Origin of the sequence: Halorubrum trapanicum (assembly GCF_017873555.1) — an archaeon.
GTDB classification, from domain to species: Archaea; Halobacteriota; Halobacteria; order Halobacteriales; family Haloferacaceae; genus Halorubrum; species Halorubrum trapanicum.
Genome location: NZ_JAGGKE010000002.1, coordinates 159,418 through 181,743, shown reverse-complemented (window position 1 = coordinate 181,743; position 22,326 = coordinate 159,418). Strand labels below are relative to the sequence as shown.

Here is a 22,326-nt window from a genome sequence, read left to right as displayed (position 1 = left end):
ATATAATACAAGATACCGTATATACCCCCTCCCGTCTTTAAGTCAGTCTTCGGTATCTTCGAGGTACTTCCGGAGTCGGGACAACACCATCTGGTAGCAGGAAATCAAATCCTCCTCGGTGAAACCCATCTGGTCGGCAACCCGCTCAATGACTTGATGCCCGTCGCCGTCGTCACCCATCTCCTGAGCGCGGAGTCGGGAGTGGGGACAACGATACCGCTTCGACTTGCTCGGGTAGCACTCAGTTGTCGGGTAGTACCTCCACTTCTCGCACCGTTCGGGCAGGTAGTGGTTGTAGAGAACGGCGGCAATACAGAACGCAACGAGATACTGCTTGTACTCGGGTTCGCCTTTCGGCGTATCGAAGCGGGCGTACCCCCGCATATCCATCGGCTTGAACAGTCGCCAAACGGCCTTCCTCATCCAGTATGGGAGTCCCATTTGGTCGGTAAGCGACCCACAGAACAGGAAGTCGTCGTTGTCTCGCTTTGCGGATTCATCGACCGTCCATTTGAGGTTGTGCGTCCCTCTGTTGTACAGTTCCAGCTTCGCGTAGTGGTTGATTCGTGCGTCGGACGCGTGTTCGGTAAGCTGGTCGTCCTCGACGTCAAGGTAAGTGCTGTTCTGTGCGTCAACGCTGACCGCGTGTTCCCCAACACGGGTGTCAAGATGCTCGTCGGTTCGCGCAAAGGGATGATTCGCGGTTACTTGCTTCGCTCGATGCTCGAAATCGGATGGTAGTGACTGCGTAGTAGCCATAAAGACAATCTCCGCCGCCCGGAGCGGCCCCTACACGGAGCAAGCTCGTGGACAGCAATTACGGCGAGAAAACGCCTACACTCTAAAAGACGGGAACATCCGTAATAATCGTTTCTGTCGGCGTATGCGATTCGCTTCGCACGATTTACCGATTCGCGTATCGCCGTATCAACTCGGGATGGAATCAAACTCTGGAGTGCTGTTTCATCCACATAATTCCGGGGAGACGGAGAAGAAGCCGTACTGGAACGACACCCCTCGATGCGGTGAATCGCATAGGGTGGAAAATCTGCTACGGGCGAGGGAAACATTATCAGTACTTCACAAAGCCGGTTAGTTGAGAGGTCTGCTTGCTGAAGGTGTGTCTAAGACCAAGCAAGCAGACGGTAAAATCCACGAAGACCAGCTCCTTAACTTCCTCGTCAACACGCTTGACGAGGAAGTTGATCTCGGTCTTGGCGCTAATGCTGAAATAGGTGCTGAGGATATCTACGAGGTCCTCGTCGGCGCTTGCGCCGACGGGACCTCGGTATCTGAACTCTGCGAGACTAGTGAAGACTCTCCTCATCAGAACACGATTCTGTACCACCTCCGCGAGAAGTTCGACCTAACGTCGGTTGAACAAGTCGGGAACGCACTCCTGCAAAAGGACGTTCTAGAGGTTCTCCCCGAGCAGGTGGAGGTCGTCGCAGACCTCCACCTGCGGCCCTACTACGGTGACAAGGACGAAACAGCTGGCCTCTACCACTCAGAGGCAAAGCGTGGAACCACCGCATTCCACGCCTATGCGACACTCTACGCGCGTGTGAAGAATAAGCGATACACGCTGGCGGTGCGCCGTCTTGTCGACGGCGACACCGCCAGCAGTGTCCTCGTGGAGTTTCTTGGTCTGCTTGACGGCCTTGACCTCGGCGTCAAGGCCGTCTATCTTGACCGAGAATTCTACGATAGCAAGTGTCTCACGCTGCTTCAAGCCCACAACTATGCGTACGTGATGCCGATCGTCCGATGGGGAAAGACGATCAAGCAGGAACTGTCGGAAGGATGGAGCCGTGTAATCCAACATGACCTGACGGGGAAACTCGACGGTCACAGCTGGACCGTCGAGTTTCCCGTCTACATCGACTGTACCTATCAAAAAGGGCGGTACGACGAGCACGGAGTGGCGCGTCACGGCTACGCCGCTGACGCGCCGTTCATTGACACACCCCGAGATGCCCGATACCACTACGCGAAACGCTTCGGTATCGAGGCCAGCTACCGACTCTCTGAACAAAGTATTGTGACGACGACAACGCAGAATCCGGTTGTACGGCTGCTGTACGTCGTTGTTAGTCTACTCTTGCAGAATGTGTGGCGGTATCTCCATTGGGAGTATGTGGCGACGCCCCGCCGTGGCGGGCGTCGCCTCTGGTCCTGGTCGTTTGAGGAGTTCATTAACATGCTCTGTCGGGCAGCGTGGACGGCCCTCGCGGTACGTCGGGCCGTCCCCGCGAACAGGCCACCGGACGACCGGTTCCACCGGTAATCGCCGACCGAGGACGTGCCTTGTGAGTGGCAACGCTGCCGCGTCGGCGGCTGGTGGCCGCCGACAGCGGCAGCTCGGTCTTCGATTAGCGTTCTTCGGCCACTATCGACGACTCATCCCAACAGAACAGGTGACTCAGGTCAACTCAACTGGCGATGCTTTGTGAGGTACTGATTATAGATACCGCGCGTACTACTCCAAGATGAAGCCGACCACGTCAAGCGGTTTGGACGACACCGACCGCCGACTTGGTGAGTCGGAAACGGGGAAGAAGACCACAACGCCGCCGTCTGGCGGTTAACTACTCGCCACGAACGAAGTGAGTGGATGGGTTGGGGCGGATTCGAACCGCCGGCCTGCTCCGTGTGAAGGAGCCGTCATAACCTGACTAGACCACCAACCCGCGCACTCGGAGGTATCCGACCTCCGGACTTAAGAGTTACCTTACGCCGAAGCTTCATCCCGGAGCCGAACGGATCCCCCGCCGTGACCCACGAACTCCGCTTTCTCGAACGCCTCCGGCAAGGCGTCGCGAGCCTCCTCCACGCGCCGCTGTCGCTCGTCGGGCTGTACGCCGAGCGGAAGACGCCCCGCGAGCAGTACGCGTTCACGCTCCGCGAACCGTACCCGGTCGTCGAGGCGCAGCTCCACCGACTCGGGTTCGTCCGCAACCTCGTCTCCTCGCTCAAGTACCGAGCGTACGCGACGCCCCCGGAGACGACGGTGGCGAGCTGGGTGCGGTACCCGGAGGGCGCGCTCGCGAGCGACAACCAGCTCCACCTCGCGCTGTACACCGGACGCGACCGGTCGACAACCGACGTGTACGCCCACAGGGAGCCGTCGTGGATCCGACACCCGATCCGTCACTACCGGGCGGAAGCCGTCGACGCGCAGGCCGGTATCGAACGAGCGCGGTCGCTGTTCGAGGAGTCGGATATCGAGTACGCGGTGGTGCCCGCGGCAGATCGGATCGGAATCGACGCGTCCGGAACGGAAGGACCGTCGGCGGACGCGCCGATCGGATAGTCAGTCGGCTGATGCCCCCGGCCGCTGCGCCGCGGAGGCCTTACTCCTCGGCGGCGTCGCGGCCGCGGTACTCGGTGACGCGTTTCCGGGCGGCCGCGACCGCCTCGCGCGCCTCGCCCTCGGCGCGCTCTTCGAGCCGTTTCAGGTCCGCCTGAAGCTTGTCCAGCCGCGACGGCTCCGGTTCCGGCTCCTCATCCTCGCGGCCGACGAGCTCCTTCACGCGGTCCTCGACCGGCTCCAGCTCCTCTACCACGCCCGCCTTCGCGTGTTCCGCCGCTCGACCGAGGTAGTACCGTGCGTCTTCGAAGTGCTTGCTCATATCTGTCCTTTGGTAGAGGGCAGATATAACCTTTGTGGCGACAAATAGGGGACAGTATTCGGCGCGGCCGCCGACGGGGCGCTCGCGGGCTCGACGACCGAGTCGTTTCGGGGCGTCTGCGCCTCACTCCCGCGCGCCGGGCGGCAGCGGATCGGCGTGGTCGGCGATCGCCTCGGCGACGCGGTGCGGGTGTTCGTGGACGACCCAGTGGGTCGCCTCGTCGATCGCCAGCAGGCGGCCGTCGGCGCAGCGCTCGACGCTCTCGTGGGCCAACCGGCGGGCGAGGAACCGGTCCTGCGCGCCCCAGATCACGAGCGTCGGGACGGTCACCTCCGTCCGCGCCGGCTCCGGACGGTCGCGGACGATCGCGCGGTACCAGTTCACCATCGCCTCGAAGGCGCCGTCGCGGTCCCACGCCCGCCGGTACCGCCGCAGGTCCTCGTCGGTGAAGGTGCCGGGCGCGCTCGTGTCGCGTAACGCGTTCGTCGCCAGCCGCCAGTTCCCCGCGCGGGCGACCGCTTCGGGCAGCTTGGGAAGCTGGAACGCGAGCACGTACCAGCTCTTGAGCCGCTGGTCCCACGAGGTGCGAAGCGCGCGCTCGAAGACGGTCGGGTGTGGGACGTTGACCGCGACCAGTTCCGAGACGCGCTCTTCGTGGTGGAGCGCGAGCCACCACGCCACCGCGGCGCCCCAGTCGTGGCCGGCGACGGCCGCGGTTTCGCGCCCGTAGGCGTCGATCAGGCCGACGACGTCGCGGGCGAGTTCGCCGATCCGGTAGTCGCGCACCGCCGGCGGCTTCGCGGAGCAGTTGTAGCCGCGCTGGTCCGGCACGACGACGCGGTAGCCCGCGTTCGCGAGCGGTGCGATCGCCTCGTGCCAGCCGTACCAGAACTCCGGGAAGCCGTGAAGCAGAACCAGGAGCTTCCCGTCTTCCGGGCCGGCCTCCACGACGTGGAGCGGCACGCCGTTCGTCTCGATCGCTCGGGACTCGGCGGGGATAGACCCCGGAATTTCGTCGTCGGAGATCGGTTCCGAGAGGGCCTCTTCGTCGACGTGTCGTCCCGTCGGCGGTTCGCTCATACGACTTTCGTGGGGCGGTGCCGGCAAATAGCTACCCGCGACCGACTTCGCTGATCGAAATCCTCAAGCCGCTGGCAGGCGGCGTTCCGGGTATATCCGTGATTCCCGGCGGATTGTACGTCGAGCGCGCGTTCCCCGGGGATTCGCTTCGTACCCAATGACATCCGATTCGTCGCCCCCTTCAGCCGCGGACGCGCCGGACGAGAAGGGGACCGTCTCGAACGTCGTCCTCGTTACGGTGGACTCGCTGCGCGCGGACGCCGTCTCCCCCTACGATTCCGAGCGCCACTCGCCGGTGATCGACGGTCTCGCGAACGGCGGAACCGTCTTCGACCGCGCGTTCGCGACGGGCAACTGGACGCCCTTCTCGTTCCCCTCGATCCTCGCCTCCGAGCCGGTGTTCGCTCGGACGGGCGAGATCGGCGTCGACGAGTCGGTGACCATCGCGGAGGCGCTCTCCGACGCCGGCGTCGCGACCGGCGGGTTCAACGCCGCGAACGGGTTCCTCACCGACCACTGGGGGTATCCCGACGGGTTCGACGAGTTCGAGCCGTTCGTCACCAGCGTCGGCTCCAGCGTGTACAGCCGGTACCTCGCCGCGCACCCCACCGTCGAGGCGTGGATCCAACTCGCCACCTCGCCGGTCCGCCGGCTCGGCTCGAAGCTCCGCGGCGACAGCGACGACCGCCCGTTCCTCGACGCCTCGCGCATGTTCGACGTCGAGGACGCGGCGACCGACTTCGTCGACAACGCCGACGAGCCGTTCTTCCTGTGGGTCCACTACATGGACACCCACACCCCGTACGTCCCCGCGCCGCGGTACATCCGCGAGGTGTCGGACGGCATCGTCGGCACCCATCAGATGCTCCACGCGCACGCCCGGACGAGCCTCGGTCTCGAAGTGGGCGAGCGGACCCTCCGCGAGCTCCGGACGCTGTACCAGGCGACGGTGCGACAGGTCGACGCCAGCGTCGGACGGCTGCTCGACAGCTTAGACGCCGCGGGCGTGGCCGACGACACCGCGGTACTGCTCGCCGGTGACCACGGTGAGGAGTTCCAAGAACACGGCCACCTCGCCCACTATCCGAAGCTGTACGACGAGCTGATCCACGTCCCGTTCGTGGCCGACGTACCCGGACTCGACGGCGGCCGCGTCGACGGACACGTGGGTCTCGACGACATCCCGCCCACGGTCGCGGACCTGCTCGGGGTCGACCCCGCACCCGAGTGGCACGGCGACTCGCTCCTGCCCGCGCTCCGCGGCGAGGAGGACGCACCCGAACCCGACACGGAGCCGGCGGCGGACCCCGTCGTCTCGGTCACCGTCCGAGGCGAGGACGTGACCCAACAGCCGATCCCCCGGTCGCTGTCCGACGGCGACCTGTTCGTCAGCACGCGCGACGACGACTGGACGTACATCGAGAACGTCGACGCCGGCGAGCGGGAGCTGTACCACCGCCCCTCGGACCCGACCCAACAGGAGAACCTCGCGGTCGACTCCGACGACCGCGAACAAGCGGTCATCGACCGGTTCGCGCCGGTCGTCGACGCCCACGCGGAGCTGCTCCGCGAGCGCGGCGCGGCGGCGGAAGCGGCCGCCGCCGAGCGCGGCGAGGACGGCGACGAAGCGGTCGACGAGGACCTCGAAGCCCGCCTCGAAGCGCTCGGGTACAAGTGATGATCCGAGCGACGCTGCGGAACCTCGCGACCGGGCCGATCGCGGTCCAGATGCGCCGGTTCGTGGTCGTCGGCGCGCTCACGGCCGGGATTCAGCTGGCGCTGCTGTGGCTGTTCGACAACGTTGCCGGACTGAACTACCTCCTCGCCGCGACGATCGCCATCGAGATCACGATCATCCTCTCGTACGTACTCAACAACGCGTGGACGTTCCGGGCGAGTCAGAACACCGGCCTGTCCGAGTACTTCGGCGGACTGCTCAAGACGAACCTGGTTCGCGGGACCGCGTGGCCGATCCAGATCGGCGTGCTCTACGCGCTCGTCGAGTGGGGCGGGATGATCGCGCTCGTCGCGAACGTGCCCGCGATCCTCATCAGCGGGCTGTACCGGTTCGTCCTCGACTGGCAGTGGACGTGGGGGTGACGCGGGAGCGACGAAACGCGCCGACCGCGGCGGCCTCAGAAGGGGAGTCGCGGCTCGAAGCGCTCGACGAGGTCGCGAACCGCGTCCTGCTTGTAGTAGCCGACAGCGGACGCGACGACGACGAGCGCGACGAGTGCCATCGCCGAGAGGAACCGCCCGCTCGCGAGCTCGCCGCCCGCGTACACCGTCAACACGTACGCCGGCAGCCGACCGACGGCGATCACGCCGATGAACGTGGGGAGCGACCACTTCGTGAGTCCGCTCAGAAAGCAGATCGCGTCGTCGGGAAGCCCGGGGATGATGACGAACGCGAACAGCCCGGGGATCCCGACGGTGTCGACGAACCCGTCGAAGCGGGCGATCACGTCCTCGTGGATGACGTTCTCGACGAAGGAGCGACCGTATCGCTTCGCGAGCGAGAAGGCGACAGCACTGCCGATGAGCACCCCGGTGAGGCTGTATACGGTGCCCCAGAACGAGCCGAAGAGGTAGCCCGCGACGAGGGCGACGACCTGTCCCGGAATCGGGGCGACGATGACTTGGAGGGCCTGGATGCCGACGAAGACGATGGGGGCGAATATCCCGAACTGGTCGAGCCACGTCCGGAGGGCCTGCGCGTCGGTGATGAAGCCGGCGTACCGGCTCACGAGGACGTAGAGTCCGACCGCGAGGACCGCGATGCCGACCGCGGCCGCGATGCCCCGCCGGCGGTCCGCCCGCGAGGAGAAGAGTTTCATTCGTGTCGTAGCGGGTGACAGAGGACCTTGAACCTTACCAACGGGACGACCGACCGTCGTCGACGACGAAGATGAGTCGCTTCGCGCCAGCGGCTCCGCGGCGTTCAAGACGGTCGCGGTCGTCCTCGCGGATCGGTCGAAGGCGCGGCCACCGCAGTCGGTTCGGTGAGCCGGAGAACGAGCGCCGTCGCTCGTCGGTTTAAAACGGATGCGGGAGAAGTGGGCCGGCACGAATTTGAATCGTGGTTACGGCCACCCGAAGGCCGAAGGATACCAAGCTACCCCACCGGCCCGCACTCGACAGAAGGCCGCTCGTTCTTTTAATCCTTCCGAAAGGGGGGCGATCAGAGAGTTTCAGATGGAACATGTATCGGTGATTTATGAGTAAACTGACGGCAGCCTCAGACACCGCCATAGCCCCAGCCGCTCATTGATAAATAATTGACCGGAGACCGGAGAGCAGCGATGGACACAGCCAAAGCCCCAGTCGTGAGGACGACGCACGCTCGCTGCGCGCCTCACTCGGTCGCTCACTTCGTTCGCTCCCTCGTTCCGGTGCTTACATCGCCTGCGTCGTCCTCACGACTGCCCCTTTGAGTCCTACCCCGCCCCGCACAGCACCGCAGCCTCACGCCTCCCCAGCCTCGTCGCTCGCTTCGCTCGCGACTCCCTCGCGCGTGCGCCTCGCGGCCGCCACGGGCGGCCGCTCGCAGGCACGCGCCACCGCACCGCGCCGTCGTTTATAATCCGTCTTTATCGTCTCCGCCGTCCGACCCTTCCACCTCGAAGTACCGGTCGCGGTGCTTCCGGCAGCCGGGGTTGAACGCGGCGCCGCACGCGGGACAGGTGTCATCACTATCGAGGTACGTCCGCGCGGTGAGCCTCTTCCCGCACGCGCCACACAGCACCGCCGGCTCGTCGAAGCGCTCGCGGCGCCACGGAACCGCCTCGTGGTCGGCCGCCCCGGCGTGGCAGGCGTCGCAGGGGTAGTACGTCTCACAGCAGCCGAACCGGAGTGCGACCACGTCGACGGGGTCGTCCCAGTGCGCGCAGCGCGTCTCGGGGTCGACGGAGATTCCGCGCAGCGGGACCTCGAAGCGCGGGTCCGTGTCGGGGACGGTCGTCGTCTCGCGGTCGGAGGGTTCGGTCGGCATCGGTCCCGGGGTCAGTATTCGGCGTAGCCGTCGGTGTCGAGCCAGTTGTGGACCACGGTGACCGTGTGGTCCGCGTGGAGCAGTTCGGGACCGACGCGGAGCCGTCGCTCGGCGCGGTCGGCGATCGCTTCGGCCTCCGAGTCGGCGAAGTCGTGGTGGTCCGAGAGCACGAACACGGGGTCCGTCGGGGGTTCGGCGTCGACGAGGGGGTCGCCGTCCTCGTGGAGCTGGACGAGCGTCCCGTCCGGGCCGCGACCGTCGTCGCCGAGGAGGCGGTCGAGCGTCGCGTCGAGTCCCATCCGGCGGAGTTCGACGCCGGGCGAGACGTCCGCGGGCATGTGTCCGATCGCGTCCGCCTTCGCGTCGAGCGCGTCGCGGACCCGCGCGGCCACGTTGCGCTCGTCGGGGTGGAGGTGGCGGAGCGTGTCGGAATCGAAGGTGACGGTGAACTCGTCGGCGATCGCGAGGTGGACCCGGACCGACTCGCGGATGCCGTGCGAGAGGAAGACGCCCGCGCTCACGCACCGACAGCAGAGGTCGAGCCGCCCGGCCCCGGGGACGTCCGACAGCGAGATCGCGTCGGGGTCGGTGGGCACGTCGCGGCCGAGGACGACGAACTGGCGCATATCCGGCGGTCGCCCCCGACCCTCATAAGGCGTGCGACCCAACGGCCGGCGTGAGCCTCACCGGACTCTGTCAGGTCTGCGAGGCGGCGACCGCGACCCACGCCTGCGACCGCTGCGGCCGCGCCGTCTGCGACGACCACTGGGACGAGACGGCCCGCGCCTGTTCCGGCTGCGCCGCCGGGCGCGGGTGAGGTCGGGTGGGTCGCGGGAACCGCCGGCGTCAGCGATGCCGGTTCAGCCGCCTCTTGAGCCGCTTCGCTGCGTCGCCCGCGGCCCCGAAGTACGTCGCCTCGTTGTCGGGGCGGCTCGACTCCTCGCCGGCGAAGATGATCCCGCGCGAGGAGTTCACGAGGCCGACGTCGACCGGGAGGTCTGGCCGGGCGGCGAGCCCGTGCTCGACCGCGGCCTCGGCGTCGCCCCCTTGTGCCCCGACGCCGGGCACGAGGAACGGGATCTCGGGGACGATCTCGCGGACCTCGGCCAGCTCTTCCGGCGCGGTCGCGCCCACGACGAGGCCGACGTTGTCGTTCGCGTTCCACACGTCCGCGAGCGCCGCGACGCGCTCGTAGAGGGGTTCGCCGGAGGCGAGTTCGAGGTCCTGAAGGTCGGCGCCGCCCGGGTTCGAGGTGCGACAGAGCGCGAACACGCCCTTGTCCGCGCGGTCGAGGAACGGCTGGAGCGAGTCGCGCCCGAGGTACGGGTTCACCGTGATCGCGTCGACGTGGTCGAGCGCCTCGGCGTACCGACGCGCCGTGTTCCCGATGTCGCCGCGCTTCGCGTCGAGCAGGACGGGAACGCCCTTCCCCTCGGCGTACGCCGCGGTCTCGCGGAGCGCGCGCCAGCCGTCGGGGTCCTCGTAGAAGGCCGCGTTCGGCTTGTAGCAGGCGGCGTGCTCGTGGGTCGCGTCGATGATCCGGCGGTTGAACGCCCACCGCGGGAGGTCGGCGTCGGTCACGGTGTCGGGGAGCCGACTCGGGTCGGGGTCGAGCCCGACCGAGACGACGCTGTCGACCGCGTCGATCCGGTCCGCGAGCGTCTCGAAGAAGCCCATACGCGCCCTGTGACGGCGGGCGCACTAACCGTTGTGTTCCGAAGTCGACTAACAGGAGCAGTAGTACTCGCGGTCGACGAACTCCGTCTCGAACAGCTTCGCGGCCGGACCCGGGTCGGCGGGGCGGTAGACGCCGGTCGTCAGGTTCCCGTCGCGCTCGAACGCGCCGGAGACGAGCCGGCGCCAGTCGGCGGCCGACAGCTGGTCCCAGAACGCGTCGTCGCCGGCGAGCAGCGAGAGGTAGTCGCGGAGGTACACCCACCGCGTCGGCTCGACGCCGTCGGACTCGTACTCGGCGTCGGTGACCGCGGCGTACGCGGCCATCGGGAGGTTCGCGCCCGCTTCGACGGGCATCGAGATCCACTTCCACGGCCGGGTGTTGACGTCGAGCAGGAGGAACTCCTCGCGGACCTCGTCGTAGACGTACTCCGACTCGCTGATCCCGTGGTAACCCGCGTCGTCGAGGACGGCGAGCGCGCGCTCCTCGATGGCCGGCTCGTCGGCGGTCTCGACGAGACAGGAGGTGCCGAAGTTGCGCGGGAACCGCACCGCGGCGTTGCCGACCACCGCGAGCGCGTCCTCGCGCCCGGACGGGGGGACGTAGGAGGCCAGCGAGTGGTCCCGCCCCGTCGCGATGTCGACGCGCTTCTGGGCCATCACGGCGACGCCCTCGTCGCTCGCGGCCGCGACCACGTCCTCGAACTCGCCGCGGTCCGCGACCTCGATCACGTTGGTGCCGAACGCCTCCTCGAAGTCGCGCTTGAGTTCGGGCTTCACCACGAGCGGGAAGCCGAGCGCGTCGGCGGCCTCGTCGACCGTGGCGTCCGCCTCGCGGGTCCCCGACGCCGCGGTCTCCGCCAGCCGGTACGTCTCCGGGTAGGGGACGCCGAGCCGCTCGCAGGTCGCGTACAGCTCCGACTTGTTCAACACGTCGTCGAGCGTGTCGCTCCCGGCGAACGGGAGCCGGACGCCCTCGGGGTCGGCCTCGGCGTACGACAGCGCCCACTCGTCCATACAGCCGAACGCGACCGCCTCGGTGCCCGCCGCCTCGACGATCGCCTCCACGTCCTCGCGGAACCCGTCGAGGTCGTCGAGGGGGTACGTGACCGCGCCCGCGAAGTCGACCGCGTCGGAGGGCGGCGCCAGCCCGTCGTGGGTGACGGTCCCGGTCTCGGCTCCACCGTCGCCGGCGTTGCCCGCGCGGTCGAGCGCGATGACGGGAACGTCGTGGGCGTCGAGCGCGCGGGCGACACCGAGTCCGGTGATGTGCGCGTTGCTGACGAGCGCCGGCGGTCGGTCGAACTCGGCGTCTGCGAGCGCGTCGATCAGTCCCTCCGTGGACCGGAACGTGTCTGCCATACCTCTCCTCGTCGGTCGACGCACAAAAGGGTCCGACGTACCGGCCGAGCGTGCCCGTATCGGTGAGGCGATACGCCCCGCCTCGGCATCCCGGCCCGCGGCTTGCGCGGGCCACGCGAGCGGCTTTTCAGGGCGCGCCGCCTCCGGATCGGTATGACCGAAACGGACGACGCCGAAACGGACGACGCCGAAACGGACGCCGAGCGCGTCGACGGCGCCGACTCGACCGGCGGCGATTCCGCCGGCGACGGCTCCGCCGCCGAACTCCCCGACCGCGTCCGGCGGGCGTTCGCGGACCACGGCTCCTTCGAGCGCGACGGCGACGCGTGGGTCTCGACGACCACCGCGTTCGACGGGCGGGTCCGCGCCGAGCCGGCGGACGAGCGGCAGATCCGATTCACCGTCACCGTTCGGGTCCCGACGCTCTCGGCGGTCACCGCGGACGAGGTCGCCGACGTGGTCGAGGACGGCTGGGCCGACACGTTCGAGCGGCGCGTCGTCGACGTCGGCGGCGTCACCCGCCGGGACCGCGAGTTCGACCCCGTCGTCGAACGCGAGGGCGACGAGATCCTGGTCACCTACGCGCTCGACGATATCAACGAGCGCCGCGGGGTTGACGACGCGGGCGCGCTGATCGACTTCGTCGAGGGGACGTACGTCCAGGGCGTGATCCCCGGCTACGAGTACACGGAGCCGGTCTCCGACCTGCTCTCGGCCGCGCGACGGCACGGGAACGACGGCGCCGTCTGAGGCCGATAGGGGCAAGTGTCGGCGGCCCGTACGGCGCCCATGCTCGCGCTGTTCGGGTTCGGCAGCCTCCTCGCCTTGGTCGCGTTCCACACGTTCCTCGCCGGGGTCGCGACCCGGTTCTTCCGGATTCAGCTCTCGACGTCGTGGGGGTCCGTCGTGTACACGATCGTCTTGACTCCCCTGCTGTTGTTCGTCTCGACGCTCGTGTTCACGGGAGCGCTCGGCGTGGGGACCGGGATCGACGTCGGGAGTTCGACCATTCTGCTGGCGCTTCTGGTCGGGCTCCCGCTGGCGCTCGGGGTCGCGATCGACTACCTCTACGTCCCGTCGCCCGAGGAGTACGAACTGCCGGACACGCGCTGACGAGGGGTTCCGAGCTGGTCAGCGCTCGACGAGGTTGGCGACGATCGCCTCGACCCGAGCGATCACGTCCTCGGGCGACCGCGTCGCGTCGACGCGGTGGAACCGCCCGGGGTCGGCGTCGATCAGGCGCTCGTAGTTCTCGCCCACCGCCGCCAGGTAGCCGTCGCGCTCGAACTTGTCGGTCCGGCCGGCGCGCTCGGCCGCGGTCTTCGGGTCCAGGTCGAGGTAGATCGTCGCGTCCGGCGGGCGCGAGAACGCGGCGTGGACGCCCCGGACGTACTCTAAGGGCCGCTCGATGTCGACGTCGGCGCGCGCGAGCGTCGCCCCCTGGTAGGCGAACCGCGAGTCCGAGTAGCGGTCGGAGATCACCAGGTCGCCGTCGGCCAGCGCCGGCTCCACCGTCTCCGAGAGGTGGTTCGCGTGGTCGGCGGTGTACAAGAACAGCTCCGCGAGCGGGTCGGCGTCCGGGTCGGAGAGCGACCGGTATACCGCGTCGCCGTACCAGCTGTTAGTGGGCTCGCGAGTGAACGTCGCGTCGGAGTACACGTCGTGGAGCGCCTCCCAGACCGTCGTCTTGCCGCTGCCGTCGAGCCCCTCCAGCGTGATCAGCATGGTCGCGTTCCGCCGCCGCGAGGAATAAACGACCCGGGTCGCGGCGGCGCCGTTCGGCGCTCCCGTAGGGCGGGGTCCGCGCTCGACCCCCATTTTTAGTGACCTCTCCCCGAACGGCCGGCATGGTCGCCGACTCAGCAGTCGCTCACGCGCCCGGAGGGAGCGAATGGTAGAGATCGCCGTCTCGCTCTCGCGCGTGGCGGCCGCGCTGGTGTTGGTCGTCCTGAACGGCTTCTTCGTCGCCTCGGAGTTCGCGTTCGTCCGGATCCGAGCCACCTCGGTCGACCAGCTGGTCGAGGAGGGGACGGCGGGCGCGGAGACGCTCCAGGAGGTGATGACCAACCTCGACGACTACCTCGCGGCGACCCAGCTCGGGATCACGCTCGCGTCGCTCGGACTCGGGTGGATCGGCGAGCCGGCGGTCGCGGCGCTCATCGAACCGGTCCTCGGCCCGCTCCTGCCGCAGGGGCTGGTACACCTGGTCGCGTTCGCGATCGGGTTCTCCTTCATCACGTTCCTCCACGTCGTCTTCGGCGAACTGGCGCCGAAGACGATCGCCATCGCGCAGGCGGAGCGGGTCTCGCTCCTCCTCGCGCCGCCGATGAAGCTCTCGTACCTCCTCTTTGCGCCCGGCATCACGGTGTTCAACGGCACCGCGAACGCCTTCACGAGCCTGATCGGGATCCCGCCCGCCTCGGAGAGCGACGAGACGCTCGAGGAGCGCGAGATCCGGCGCGTGCTGGCGCGGGCCGGCGAGGCCGGCCACGTCGACGAGTCCGAGGTCGCGATGATCGAGGGGGTCTTCGAGCTGGACGACACCGCGGCCCGCGAGCTGATGGTCCCGCGCCCCGACGTCGTCTCGCTGCCCGCGGACGCGTCGCTGACGACGATCCGCGGGACGGTCCTCGACGCCGGCCACACGCGGTACCCGGTCGTCGACGGCGACGACGCCGACCGCGTCGTCGGCTTCGTGGACGTGAAAGACGTGCTGCGCGCGACCGAGGAGGGCGACGCCGACGCCACCGCGGCCGACCTCGCGCGGGAGATACTCGTCGTCCCGGAGACGACGAGCGCGAGCGACCTCCTCGTCCAGTTCCGCGACGAGCGCCGACAGATGGCCGCGGTCATCGACGAGTGGGGCGCGTTCGAGGGGATCGCGACCGTCGAGGACGTCGCCGAGGCGCTCGTCGGCGACCTCCGCGACGAGTTCGACGCCGCCGAGCGCCGCCACACCATCCGCCGGACCGGCGAGCGCACCCACGAGGCCGACGGCTCCGTCCCGCTCACCGCCGTCAACGACGCGCTCGGGACCGACCTCAGCGGCGACGGCTACGAGACCCTCGGTGGGTTCGTCCTCGACCGTCTCGGGCGCTCTCCAGAGGTCGGCGACGTCGCCGAGACCGACGCGTTCGCCTTCGAGGTCACCGCGGTCGACGGTGCGCGCATCTCGACGGTGCGCGTCACGCGCCGCGAGCGAGAGCCGGATTCGGGAGACGGCGGAGACGGATCGACTGACGGCACCGAGTCGGGCGACGAAGCCGAGTCGGGCGACGGCGCGACGTAACCGAGCGTCGCGGCGACGCGCAGCGGGCGGTACCGACGCGAGCGTTTTTCACCTGCGGCCGTGACCGAGCAGGTATGTTCGACCGAATCTGCGTCCCCACCGACGGCAGCGACGCGGCCGCGGCGGCCTTCGAGCACATCCTGTCGGTCGCCGCCGACCACGGAGCCACGGTCCACCTCCTCCACGTCGCGGACACGACCCGCGACAGCGTGACCCGGATCGGCGGCGACGTGGTGGACGTGCTCGAACGCGAGGGCGAATCGATCGTCGAGGACGCGGCGGCCCGCGCCGCGGAGCGCGGCGTCGACGCGGAGACGGCGGTCCGGCAGGGCGGCGTTCCGGAGACGATCGCAGCGTACGCCGACGAGGTCGACGCGGACCTCGTCGCGATGTCGACGCGGGGGCGGCAGGGCGTCGAACACGTCGTCGGCAGCACCACCGAGCGCGTCGTCAGGCAGTCGCCCGTTCCGGTGTTGGCGCTTCGCCCGGGCGACGAGGAGACCGCGTACCCGTACGAGGACGTACTGGTCCCGACCGACGGGAGCCCGGCGGCGACCGCCGCGCTCGACCGAGCCATTCCGATCGCGGAGCGCGCGGGCGCGACGGTCCACGTCCTCTCGGTCGTCAGCACGGGTGGACTCGGCATCGGCGACTACGTCGAGGAGGACGCCCTCACCGAGTACGCCGACGACGCGGTCGCCGAGGGCGTCGACCGCGTCGAGGCCGCCGGGCTGGAGGCGGTGGGCGCCGTCGAGGTCGCCTCATCGGCCGCGCGCGGGATCCGGGCGTACGTCGACGATCCCGGCGTCGACCTCGTGGCGATGGGGACGCACGGCCGGACGGGGGTGGGGCGGTACCTGCTCGGGAGCGTCGCCGAGCGCACCCTCCGGACCGTGCCCGTTCCGGTGCTAACGGTTCCCACCCAAGACGAGGAGTGAGACGCTCCCGCGGGTCGCAGCCGACCGTTTCTCCCGTTTTCGACGAGCGTCTGACAGCGCGGTAGGTTTACGGGGCTTCCACGCCACGTTGATCGCATGAAAGTGTTGGTAGCCGGCGGAACCGGCTTCATCGGGTCGTACCTCTGTCGCGCGCTCGCCGACGACGGCCACGCGGTGACCGCGCTCTCCCGCTCGCCCGAGGAGACGCCGGAGGACGTGACGGGCGTCACCGGCGACGTGACCGACTACGACTCCATCGAGTCGGCCGTCGACGGCCACGACGCGGTCGTGAACCTGGTCGCCCTCTCGCCGCTGTTCGAACCGGACGGCGGCAACCGCATGCACGACCGGATCCACCGCGGCGGGACCGAGAACCTCGTCCGCGCGGCCGAGGACGGCGGCGTCGACGGCTTCGTCCAGTTGAGCGCGCTCGGCGCGGACCCGAACGGCGACACCGCCTACATCCGCGCGAAGGGCGAGGCGGAGGAAATCGTCCGCGAGAGCGGCCTCGACTGGACGATCCTCCGCCCGTCGGTCGTCTTCGGCGAGGGCGGCGAGTTCGTCTCGTTCACCAAGCGGCTCAAGGAGATGTTCGCGCCGGGCCTCCCGCTGTACCCGCTTCCCGGCGGCGGGAAGACGCGGTTCCAGCCGATCCACGTTGAGGATCTGGTGCCGATGATCGCCGCCGCGGTGACCGACGACGAGCACGCCGGCGAGACGTACGAGGTCGGCGGCCCGGAGGTGCTCACGCTCCGACAGGTGACGGACCTCGTCTACGAGGCCGAGAAGAAGGGCGTCACCATCGTCCCGCTGCCCATGCCGCTCGCGAAGATCGGACTCTCCGTTCTCGGCGCCGTCCCCGGGTTCCCGATGGGTGCGGACCAGTATCGTTCGCTGAAGTTCGACAACACGACCGCCGACAACGACGTCGGCGCGTTCGGCGTCGACCCGGCGGAACTGACCACGCTCGGCGAGCACCTCGGGATCCGATGAGATGACCGGGGGACCGAACGTGTCAACTGCCCTAATCTCAACGCTGGTAACGGCAACCGAAGGCTTATATACGAGATCACGTTCTGTTCATTTCAAACGCGGAGGGAGCACACGATGAAACTCGCAATGATCGGATTCGGACAGGCGGGAGGTAAAGTCGTCGACAAGTTCTTGGAGTACGACAAGCGGACCGGCTCCGAGATCGTTCGGGCCGCGGCGGCCGTCAACACGGCGAAGGCGGACCTGATGGGACTCGAACACATCGCCGAGGACCAGCGCGTCCTCATCGGCCAGTCGCGCGTGAAGGGCCACGGTGTCGGCGCGGACAACGAACTGGGCGCTGAGATCGCCGAGGAGGACATCGACGAGGTCCAGGGCGCGATCGACTCGATCCCGGTCCACGAGGTCGACGCCTTCCTCGTCGTCGCCGGTCTCGGCGGTGGGACCGGCTCCGGCGGCGCGCCGGTGCTCGCGAAACACCTCAAGCGGATCTACACCGAGCCCGTCTACGGGCTGGGGATCCTGCCGGGCAGCGACGAGGGGGGTATCTACACCCTCAACGCGGCCCGCTCGTTCCAGACGTTCGTCCGCGAGGTTGACAACCTGATGGTGTTCGACAACGACGCCTGGCGGAAGACGGGCGAGTCCGTCCAGGGCGGCTACGAGGAGATCAACGAGGAGATCGTCCGCCGCTTCGGCATCCTCTTCGGCGCGGGCGAGATCCAGCAGGGTCAGGAGGTCGCCGAGAGCGTCGTCGACTCCTCGGAGATCATCAACACGCTCTCCGGCGGCGGCGTCTCCACGGTCGGCTACGCGGAGGAGGAGGTCGAGGAGCGCTCCTCGGGCGGCCTGCTCTCGCGGCTGCGCGACGACGGCGACGACGAGGAGCTCGACAGCGCGCACACCACCAACCGGATCACCAGCCTCGTCCGCAAGGCGGCGCTCGGCCGGCTCACGCTCCCCTGCGAGATCGAGGGCGCGGAGCGCGCGCTGCTCGTGCTCGCGGGCCCGCCGGAGTACCTCAACCGGAAGGGCATCGAGCGCGGCCGCAAGTGGCTCGAAGAGCAGACCGGCTCGATGGAGGTCCGCGGCGGCGACTACCCGTACCGCGGTGCCGGCTTCGTCGCGACGGTCATCCTGCTCGCGGGCGTCACGAACGTCCCGCGGATCAAGGAGCTTCAGCAGGTCGCCATCGAGGCGCAGGACAACCTCGACGAGATCCGCGAGGAGAGCGACGAGAACCTCGACGAGCTCGTCAGCGACGACAGCGACGAGCTGGAATCCCTGTTCTAAGGGGCCGCCGTCGCCCGCGATGGAGGTCATCGTTCCCTTTTCGACCGACCGTCCGAAGTCACGACTCTCCGGCGTCCTCTCGCCCGACGAGCGAGGCGAGTTCGCGCGGGCGATGCTCGACGACGTGCTCGACGCCGTCGCCGCAGCCGGCGGCGAGCCGCGGGTCCTCGCCACCGACGCGGTCAACGTCGACCCCCCGGTGACCGTCGACGACCGCCCGTTGACGGACGCCGTGAATGCGGCGCTCGACGCGCGGATCGGGGTCGACCCCGAAGATGACGCCGGCGAGGGCGACGCCGGGACCGACGGATCCCAGGAGCCGGTCGCGGTGGTGATGGCGGACCTCGCGCTTGCGACGCCCGCGGCGCTCGACCGACTCTTCGCGGCCGGGCGCGACGCCGACGTCGCGATGGCGCCGGGCCGCGGCGGCGGCACGAACGCGTTCGTCGCCTCCCACCCGGAGTTCCGGGTGGACTACCACGGCGCGTCGTACCTCGATCACCGCGAGATCGCGGCCGAGATCGGGGCGGAATTCGTCGCGGTCGACTCCCGGCGACTCGGGACCGACGTCGACGAGCCGGCCGACCTCGCGGAGGTGCTGATCCACGGCGAGGGCCGGGCGGCGACGTGGCTCCGCGAGGCCGGCTTCGCGCTCGACGCGTCCGAGGGCCGGGTAGCGGCCGTCCGGAAGTGATCGACAGTCCGCTCGTCGACCGCCGTTCCGCGCCGATATTGGCAAGTGACTGAAAGTCTTACTAGTCGCCAGAACGCATGTCGAGACGGGCAGAAGACGCGGTCGCGGACACGCTCGGCGTCGCCCGAGACGATCTCTCGGTGCTCGTTACGCATCTCTGTCTCGTCGTCGGTATCGTCTTCTTCCGGTGGAGCATCGACGAGCTGATACTCGTCTACCTGATCGATATCGGGGTCACCATTCTTCTGTTCGCGACCGCGGCGCTGTTCGCGGCACGGCCGATCGACGACGGGGAGGCCGACAAGTGGCGGGAAGCGCCGAATCCGATCGGGTTGCCCCTTCTCCCGCCGCTGTACAGGCGAAACGTCCGACTGGTCGTCAGGCAGCTGTTCAACGGTGCCGGCTTCTTCTGTTTTTTCGCTTGGATCGCGGTGTCGATGTTCGACTTGAGCCTCTCCTCGCTGTCCTCGCTCCCGGTCGCCCTGACAGTAGTCGCCGTCTGCGGGTCGCAGGCGGCGCAGGTCTGGCGTCAGTTCCTCCGCGACGGGTCGTACCGAGACCGGTCGCCGGCGGACGCACTCGAAGTCGCCCTCCGTCCCGTCGGCCGACTGCTCGTTGTCGCGTTGTACGTGATCGCACCGATCACCGTCGTGTACGGGTTCACGGCGATCCTCCTGCTCGACGTGGAGTCGACGTCAGCGCTTCCGTACGGGGACACGCTCATCCTGCTGATCTACGTCGTCCCCATCGGCGCCGCGAGCGTCTGGCTGCGGAACGACCGGTTCGAGATGGGCCTGTCGTACTGAAAGCCGACGGACGGCTCTCGATCGCGCGAGGCCGTCCGATCGGCTCCGGCGAAACGAGAGCGGGCCGGCGAAACGAGAGCGATCGGTCTCACCCTCTGCCCGGGACGTAACCGGATCCGGTGTCGTCGAGGGATCCGCAACCGCGATCCTTTTTGAACGCCGACCGCGAGTGACGGCCGTGTTCGCCGGAGCCGACGAGTACGACGTCGACGTGACGGTCGACGAGCGGGCGGTCGAGCGACTGCTCTCGGTCCGCCCGGCCGACGTCGACGCCGCCGACCGGCTCACCTTCGCGCGAAACGTCTTCATCCCGCTCACCACGGCGTGCCGCTACACCTGTACGTACTGTACCTACTACGACGTCCCCGGCGAGGCGTCGCTCCTGTCGCCCGAGGAGGTGCGCGAGCAGTGCCGCGTGGGCGCCGACGCGGGCTGTACGGAGGCGCTTTTCACCTTCGGCGACGACCCCGACGAGCGGTACACCGCGATCCACGAGACGCTCACCGAGTGGGGGTTCGACTCGGTCCACGAGTACCTCTACCGGGCCTGCGAGATCGCCTTGGAGGAGGGGCTGCTCCCGCACTCGAACCCGGGCGATCTCACCGAAGCCCAGTTCGCCGACCTCCGCGAGGTGAACGCGTCGATGGGCGTCATGCTGGAGACGACCGCCGACGTCGACGCGCACTCGGGCGGCCGCCGGAAGACCCCCGGCCAGCGGCTCAACACGATCCGCGCTGCGGGCCGGCAGGGCGTCCCGTTCACGACCGGTATCCTGGTCGGCATCGGCGAGGGCTGGCGCGACCGCGCCGAGAGCCTCCTCGCGATCCGGGACCTCCACGAGCGACACGGTCACGTCCAGGAGGTGATCGTCCAGAACGTCGTCCCCAACGAGCGCTCCGACTTCCCGAAGCCCGACCGCGACACGATGCGCCGGGTCGTGGCGATGGCGCGCGCCGCGCTCCCGCCGGAGGTGTCCGTTCAGGTCCCGCCGAACCTCTCGCCGGCGGCGGAGCTCGTCGACTGCGGGATCGACGACCTCGGCGGGGTCTCGCCGGTGACGGACGACTACATCAACCCCGCGTACGAGTGGCCGGATCTCCGCGGTCTCGAAGCCGTGGCGGACGCCGGCGGCGTGCCGCTCCGCGAGCGGCTCCCGACGTACGCCCGATACCTCCCGGACGACCTGCGTCCGGCGGGCGTCGGTCCCGCGCCCTCCCCCGACCCCGCCGACCGCGAGGCGTGGATTCCGGCTGCGGTCCGAGAGCGGATCGCCGCGGACGACGTCCACGGCCGGCGGCTGCGCGCGGTCGCCCGGGGCGACGGGCCGCTCGCGGTTCGAAGCGACTGACGCGCGGGTCCCCTCGCTCGCGGTTCGAAGCGACTGACGGATCCCGGCGACCCGCCGGCTCCGCCGGCGAACCGGACGTAAACAACCGCGGTGCCAGTAGCTTCTTTATATAGTCTCCCGAACGATGGCGTGATGCACCCCTTACAGCTCGACGCGATCGCGAACGCGGTCAACGTGGCGGCGATCGCGAGGACGGCGCTCCAGTTCGTCGCCGGCTTCGTCGCCGTGTTGTTGCTCGGCAAGCTCGTCCTGATTCCCGGGCTTCGGCGTGTCGTCAGGTCGCGCGGGTTCGACGAGGCGGTGTTGAGCCTCGGCGCGAACGTCCTCAACGCCGTCGTCTGGGTGGCGGCGATCGCGATCGGCTTCGCCGTGGCCGGCTACGGCAGCTTCCTCTCGGCGTTCGCGGTGTTCGGCGGTGCCATCGCGCTCGCGGTCGGCTTCGCGGCGCAGGACCTCCTCGGCAACTTCGTCGCCGGCGTCTTCATCCTCAAGGACAAGCCGTTCGAGGTCGGCGACTGGATCGAGTGGGACGGCAACTCCGGTCGCGTCGAGGAGATCGACCTGCGCGTCTCGCGGGTCCGGACGTTCGACAACGAACTGGTGACGGTGCCGAACGGGGACCTCGCGAACAGCGCGGTGACGAACCCCGTCGCCTACGACACGCTCCGCCAGAAGTTCGTCTTCGGGATCGGCTACGACGACGACATCGAGGAGGCGACCGACATCATCGTCGAGAAGGCCGAGGCGCACGAGGAGATCCTCGACGACCCGGGCGTCTCGGTCCGGCTCGTCGAGCTCGGCGACTCCGCCGTCGGGCTTCAGTCGCGCTGGTGGATCGCCGACCCCGACCGCGGCGACTTCGTTCGGGTGCGCTCCGAGTACGTCACCGCCGTCAAGGAGGCGTTCGACGACGCCGGCATCGACATGCCGTACGTCCACCGGCAGCTCACCGGGAGCGTCGAAGTGATCGAAGACGTCGCCGCCGACGAGTAGGCCGCTGCGGCCGACCCGCGCTTCGCCCGACTCCTTCTTCCACGTCGCCCGCGTCGGGCCGGTACTGCCGGCTGACGGCCTGCCGCCGGTTCGACCGGAACCCGTAGCCGTTCAGCCCGGTGGACGAACTCCCGGGCCACCGGCGCCGCGCAGCGACCGTCGACGCCGGGCGGCACCGAGGCGACGACGAACGCCGCGGTCCGTGAGACGGGTCCGTACCTCACGACCGGAAC

Annotated in this window: 24 protein-coding genes and 2 tRNA genes; 15 read left to right on the top strand and 11 right to left on the bottom strand. The window is 68.6% G+C overall.

Features of this window, described 5'->3' with window-relative positions; genetic code table 11:
- Positions 1–42: 42 nt before the first annotated feature.
- Positions 43–759 carry a hypothetical protein gene (locus tag J2744_RS03270; RefSeq protein WP_209544451.1) on the bottom strand — a complete coding sequence of 239 codons (717 nt, stop codon included), beginning with the start codon at positions 757–759 and terminating at the stop codon, positions 43–45.
- A 361-nt stretch (positions 760–1,120) separates the two neighbouring features.
- On the opposite strand from J2744_RS03270, the gene J2744_RS03265 reads away from it, so the two are divergent.
- The gene (locus J2744_RS03265; protein WP_209544449.1) at positions 1,121–2,287 is read left to right on the top strand and encodes an ISH3 family transposase; all 1,167 of its coding nucleotides are present in this window, start codon (positions 1,121–1,123) and stop codon (positions 2,285–2,287) included.
- A 328-nt stretch (positions 2,288–2,615) separates the two neighbouring features.
- On the opposite strand, the gene J2744_RS03260 is transcribed toward J2744_RS03265, so the two are convergent.
- Positions 2,616–2,690: transfer RNA gene (locus tag J2744_RS03260), tRNA-Val, on the bottom strand.
- A gap of 83 nt (positions 2,691–2,773) precedes the next feature.
- Between J2744_RS03260 and J2744_RS03255 the strand changes: the two genes are divergently transcribed.
- The gene (locus J2744_RS03255; protein ID WP_209544448.1) at positions 2,774–3,313 is read left to right on the top strand and encodes a hypothetical protein; all 540 of its coding nucleotides are present in this window, start codon (positions 2,774–2,776) and stop codon (positions 3,311–3,313) included.
- Between the two features lie 40 nt (positions 3,314–3,353).
- On the opposite strand, the gene J2744_RS03250 is transcribed toward J2744_RS03255, so the two are convergent.
- On the bottom strand, positions 3,354–3,632 hold the full coding sequence (locus J2744_RS03250; protein ID WP_209544446.1) for a DUF7553 family protein: 279 nt from the start codon (positions 3,630–3,632) through the stop codon (positions 3,354–3,356).
- Positions 3,633–3,755: 123 nt separating this feature from the next.
- The gene (locus J2744_RS03245; protein WP_209544444.1) at positions 3,756–4,712 is read right to left on the bottom strand and encodes an alpha/beta fold hydrolase; all 957 of its coding nucleotides are present in this window, start codon (positions 4,710–4,712) and stop codon (positions 3,756–3,758) included.
- A 157-nt stretch (positions 4,713–4,869) separates the two neighbouring features.
- On the opposite strand from J2744_RS03245, the gene J2744_RS03240 reads away from it, so the two are divergent.
- A complete protein-coding gene (locus J2744_RS03240; protein ID WP_209544442.1) occupies positions 4,870–6,390 on the top strand; it encodes a sulfatase-like hydrolase/transferase in 1,521 nt (506 codons plus the stop codon).
- Entirely contained in the window at positions 6,390–6,812 is a 423-nt protein-coding gene (locus J2744_RS03235; protein ID WP_209544440.1) for a GtrA family protein, read from the top strand. Before J2744_RS03240 ends, J2744_RS03235 begins: the two co-directional genes overlap by 1 nt.
- A gap of 35 nt (positions 6,813–6,847) precedes the next feature.
- Here the strand turns inward: J2744_RS03235 and J2744_RS03230 are convergent, their stop codons facing one another.
- The 4 genes from J2744_RS03230 to trmY form a co-directional block, all read right to left on the bottom strand.
- Positions 6,848–7,549, bottom strand: a complete 702-nt coding sequence (locus J2744_RS03230) for a TVP38/TMEM64 family protein (protein WP_209544438.1) — start codon at positions 7,547–7,549, stop codon at positions 6,848–6,850.
- A gap of 220 nt (positions 7,550–7,769) precedes the next feature.
- Positions 7,770–7,842, bottom strand: a tRNA-Pro gene (locus J2744_RS03225).
- Positions 7,843–8,289: 447 nt separating this feature from the next.
- A complete protein-coding gene (locus tag J2744_RS03220) occupies positions 8,290–8,703 on the bottom strand; it encodes a CHY zinc finger protein (protein ID WP_209544428.1) in 414 nt (137 codons plus the stop codon).
- Positions 8,704–8,714: 11 nt separating this feature from the next.
- Positions 8,715–9,329 (bottom strand): tRNA (pseudouridine(54)-N(1))-methyltransferase TrmY, encoded by a 615-nt coding sequence (gene trmY, locus J2744_RS03215; protein WP_209544426.1) that lies wholly within the window; start codon positions 9,327–9,329, stop codon positions 8,715–8,717.
- Positions 9,330–9,379: 50 nt separating this feature from the next.
- On the opposite strand from trmY, the gene J2744_RS03210 reads away from it, so the two are divergent.
- Positions 9,380–9,520: a hypothetical protein gene (locus J2744_RS03210; RefSeq protein ID WP_209544423.1), complete on the top strand. Its 141-nt coding sequence runs from the start codon at positions 9,380–9,382 to the stop codon at positions 9,518–9,520.
- Positions 9,521–9,549: 29 nt separating this feature from the next.
- Here the strand turns inward: J2744_RS03210 and pyrF are convergent, their stop codons facing one another.
- Positions 9,550–10,380 (bottom strand): orotidine-5'-phosphate decarboxylase, encoded by an 831-nt coding sequence (gene pyrF / locus J2744_RS03205; protein ID WP_209544421.1) that lies wholly within the window; start codon positions 10,378–10,380, stop codon positions 9,550–9,552.
- A 48-nt stretch (positions 10,381–10,428) separates the two neighbouring features.
- Positions 10,429–11,739, bottom strand: coding sequence for a carboxylate--amine ligase (locus J2744_RS03200; protein WP_209544419.1), 1,311 nt, complete (start codon positions 11,737–11,739; stop codon positions 10,429–10,431).
- A gap of 153 nt (positions 11,740–11,892) precedes the next feature.
- Between J2744_RS03200 and J2744_RS03195 the strand changes: the two genes are divergently transcribed.
- Positions 11,893–12,489 carry a DUF5813 family protein gene (locus J2744_RS03195; RefSeq protein WP_209544417.1) on the top strand — a complete coding sequence of 199 codons (597 nt, stop codon included), beginning with the start codon at positions 11,893–11,895 and terminating at the stop codon, positions 12,487–12,489.
- 39 nt (positions 12,490–12,528) lie between these two features.
- Positions 12,529–12,852 carry a hypothetical protein gene (locus J2744_RS03190; protein ID WP_209544415.1) on the top strand — a complete coding sequence of 108 codons (324 nt, stop codon included), beginning with the start codon at positions 12,529–12,531 and terminating at the stop codon, positions 12,850–12,852.
- Positions 12,853–12,870: 18 nt separating this feature from the next.
- Here the strand turns inward: J2744_RS03190 and tmk are convergent, their stop codons facing one another.
- Entirely contained in the window at positions 12,871–13,464 is a 594-nt protein-coding gene (gene tmk / locus J2744_RS03185; protein WP_209544413.1) for a dTMP kinase, read from the bottom strand.
- Positions 13,465–13,630: 166 nt separating this feature from the next.
- Between tmk and J2744_RS03180 the strand changes: the two genes are divergently transcribed.
- The 8 genes from J2744_RS03180 (at position 13,631) to J2744_RS03145 (ending at position 22,093) form a co-directional block, all read left to right on the top strand.
- Positions 13,631–15,028, top strand: a complete 1,398-nt coding sequence (locus tag J2744_RS03180) for a hemolysin family protein (protein ID WP_209544411.1) — start codon at positions 13,631–13,633, stop codon at positions 15,026–15,028.
- Between the two features lie 74 nt (positions 15,029–15,102).
- Positions 15,103–15,966 carry a universal stress protein gene (locus tag J2744_RS03175; protein WP_209544409.1) on the top strand — a complete coding sequence of 288 codons (864 nt, stop codon included), beginning with the start codon at positions 15,103–15,105 and terminating at the stop codon, positions 15,964–15,966.
- Between the two features lie 96 nt (positions 15,967–16,062).
- Positions 16,063–16,959, top strand: a complete 897-nt coding sequence (locus tag J2744_RS03170) for a complex I NDUFA9 subunit family protein (protein ID WP_209544406.1) — start codon at positions 16,063–16,065, stop codon at positions 16,957–16,959.
- A gap of 114 nt (positions 16,960–17,073) precedes the next feature.
- Complete coding sequence (locus tag J2744_RS03165) at positions 17,074–18,252, top strand: tubulin/FtsZ family protein (protein WP_193365843.1); 1,179 nt, start codon at positions 17,074–17,076, stop codon at positions 18,250–18,252.
- 19 nt (positions 18,253–18,271) lie between these two features.
- Positions 18,272–18,946: a 2-phospho-L-lactate guanylyltransferase gene (cofC, locus tag J2744_RS03160; protein WP_209544404.1), complete on the top strand. Its 675-nt coding sequence runs from the start codon at positions 18,272–18,274 to the stop codon at positions 18,944–18,946.
- A gap of 77 nt (positions 18,947–19,023) precedes the next feature.
- Entirely contained in the window at positions 19,024–19,752 is a 729-nt protein-coding gene (locus tag J2744_RS03155; RefSeq protein ID WP_209544402.1) for a DUF6498-containing protein, read from the top strand.
- A 178-nt stretch (positions 19,753–19,930) separates the two neighbouring features.
- Positions 19,931–21,100 (top strand): 7,8-didemethyl-8-hydroxy-5-deazariboflavin synthase subunit CofG, encoded by a 1,170-nt coding sequence (gene cofG, locus J2744_RS03150; RefSeq protein WP_209544400.1) that lies wholly within the window; start codon positions 19,931–19,933, stop codon positions 21,098–21,100.
- A gap of 132 nt (positions 21,101–21,232) precedes the next feature.
- Positions 21,233–22,093 (top strand): mechanosensitive ion channel family protein, encoded by an 861-nt coding sequence (locus J2744_RS03145; RefSeq protein ID WP_209544398.1) that lies wholly within the window; start codon positions 21,233–21,235, stop codon positions 22,091–22,093.
- Positions 22,094–22,326 lie beyond the last annotated feature (233 nt).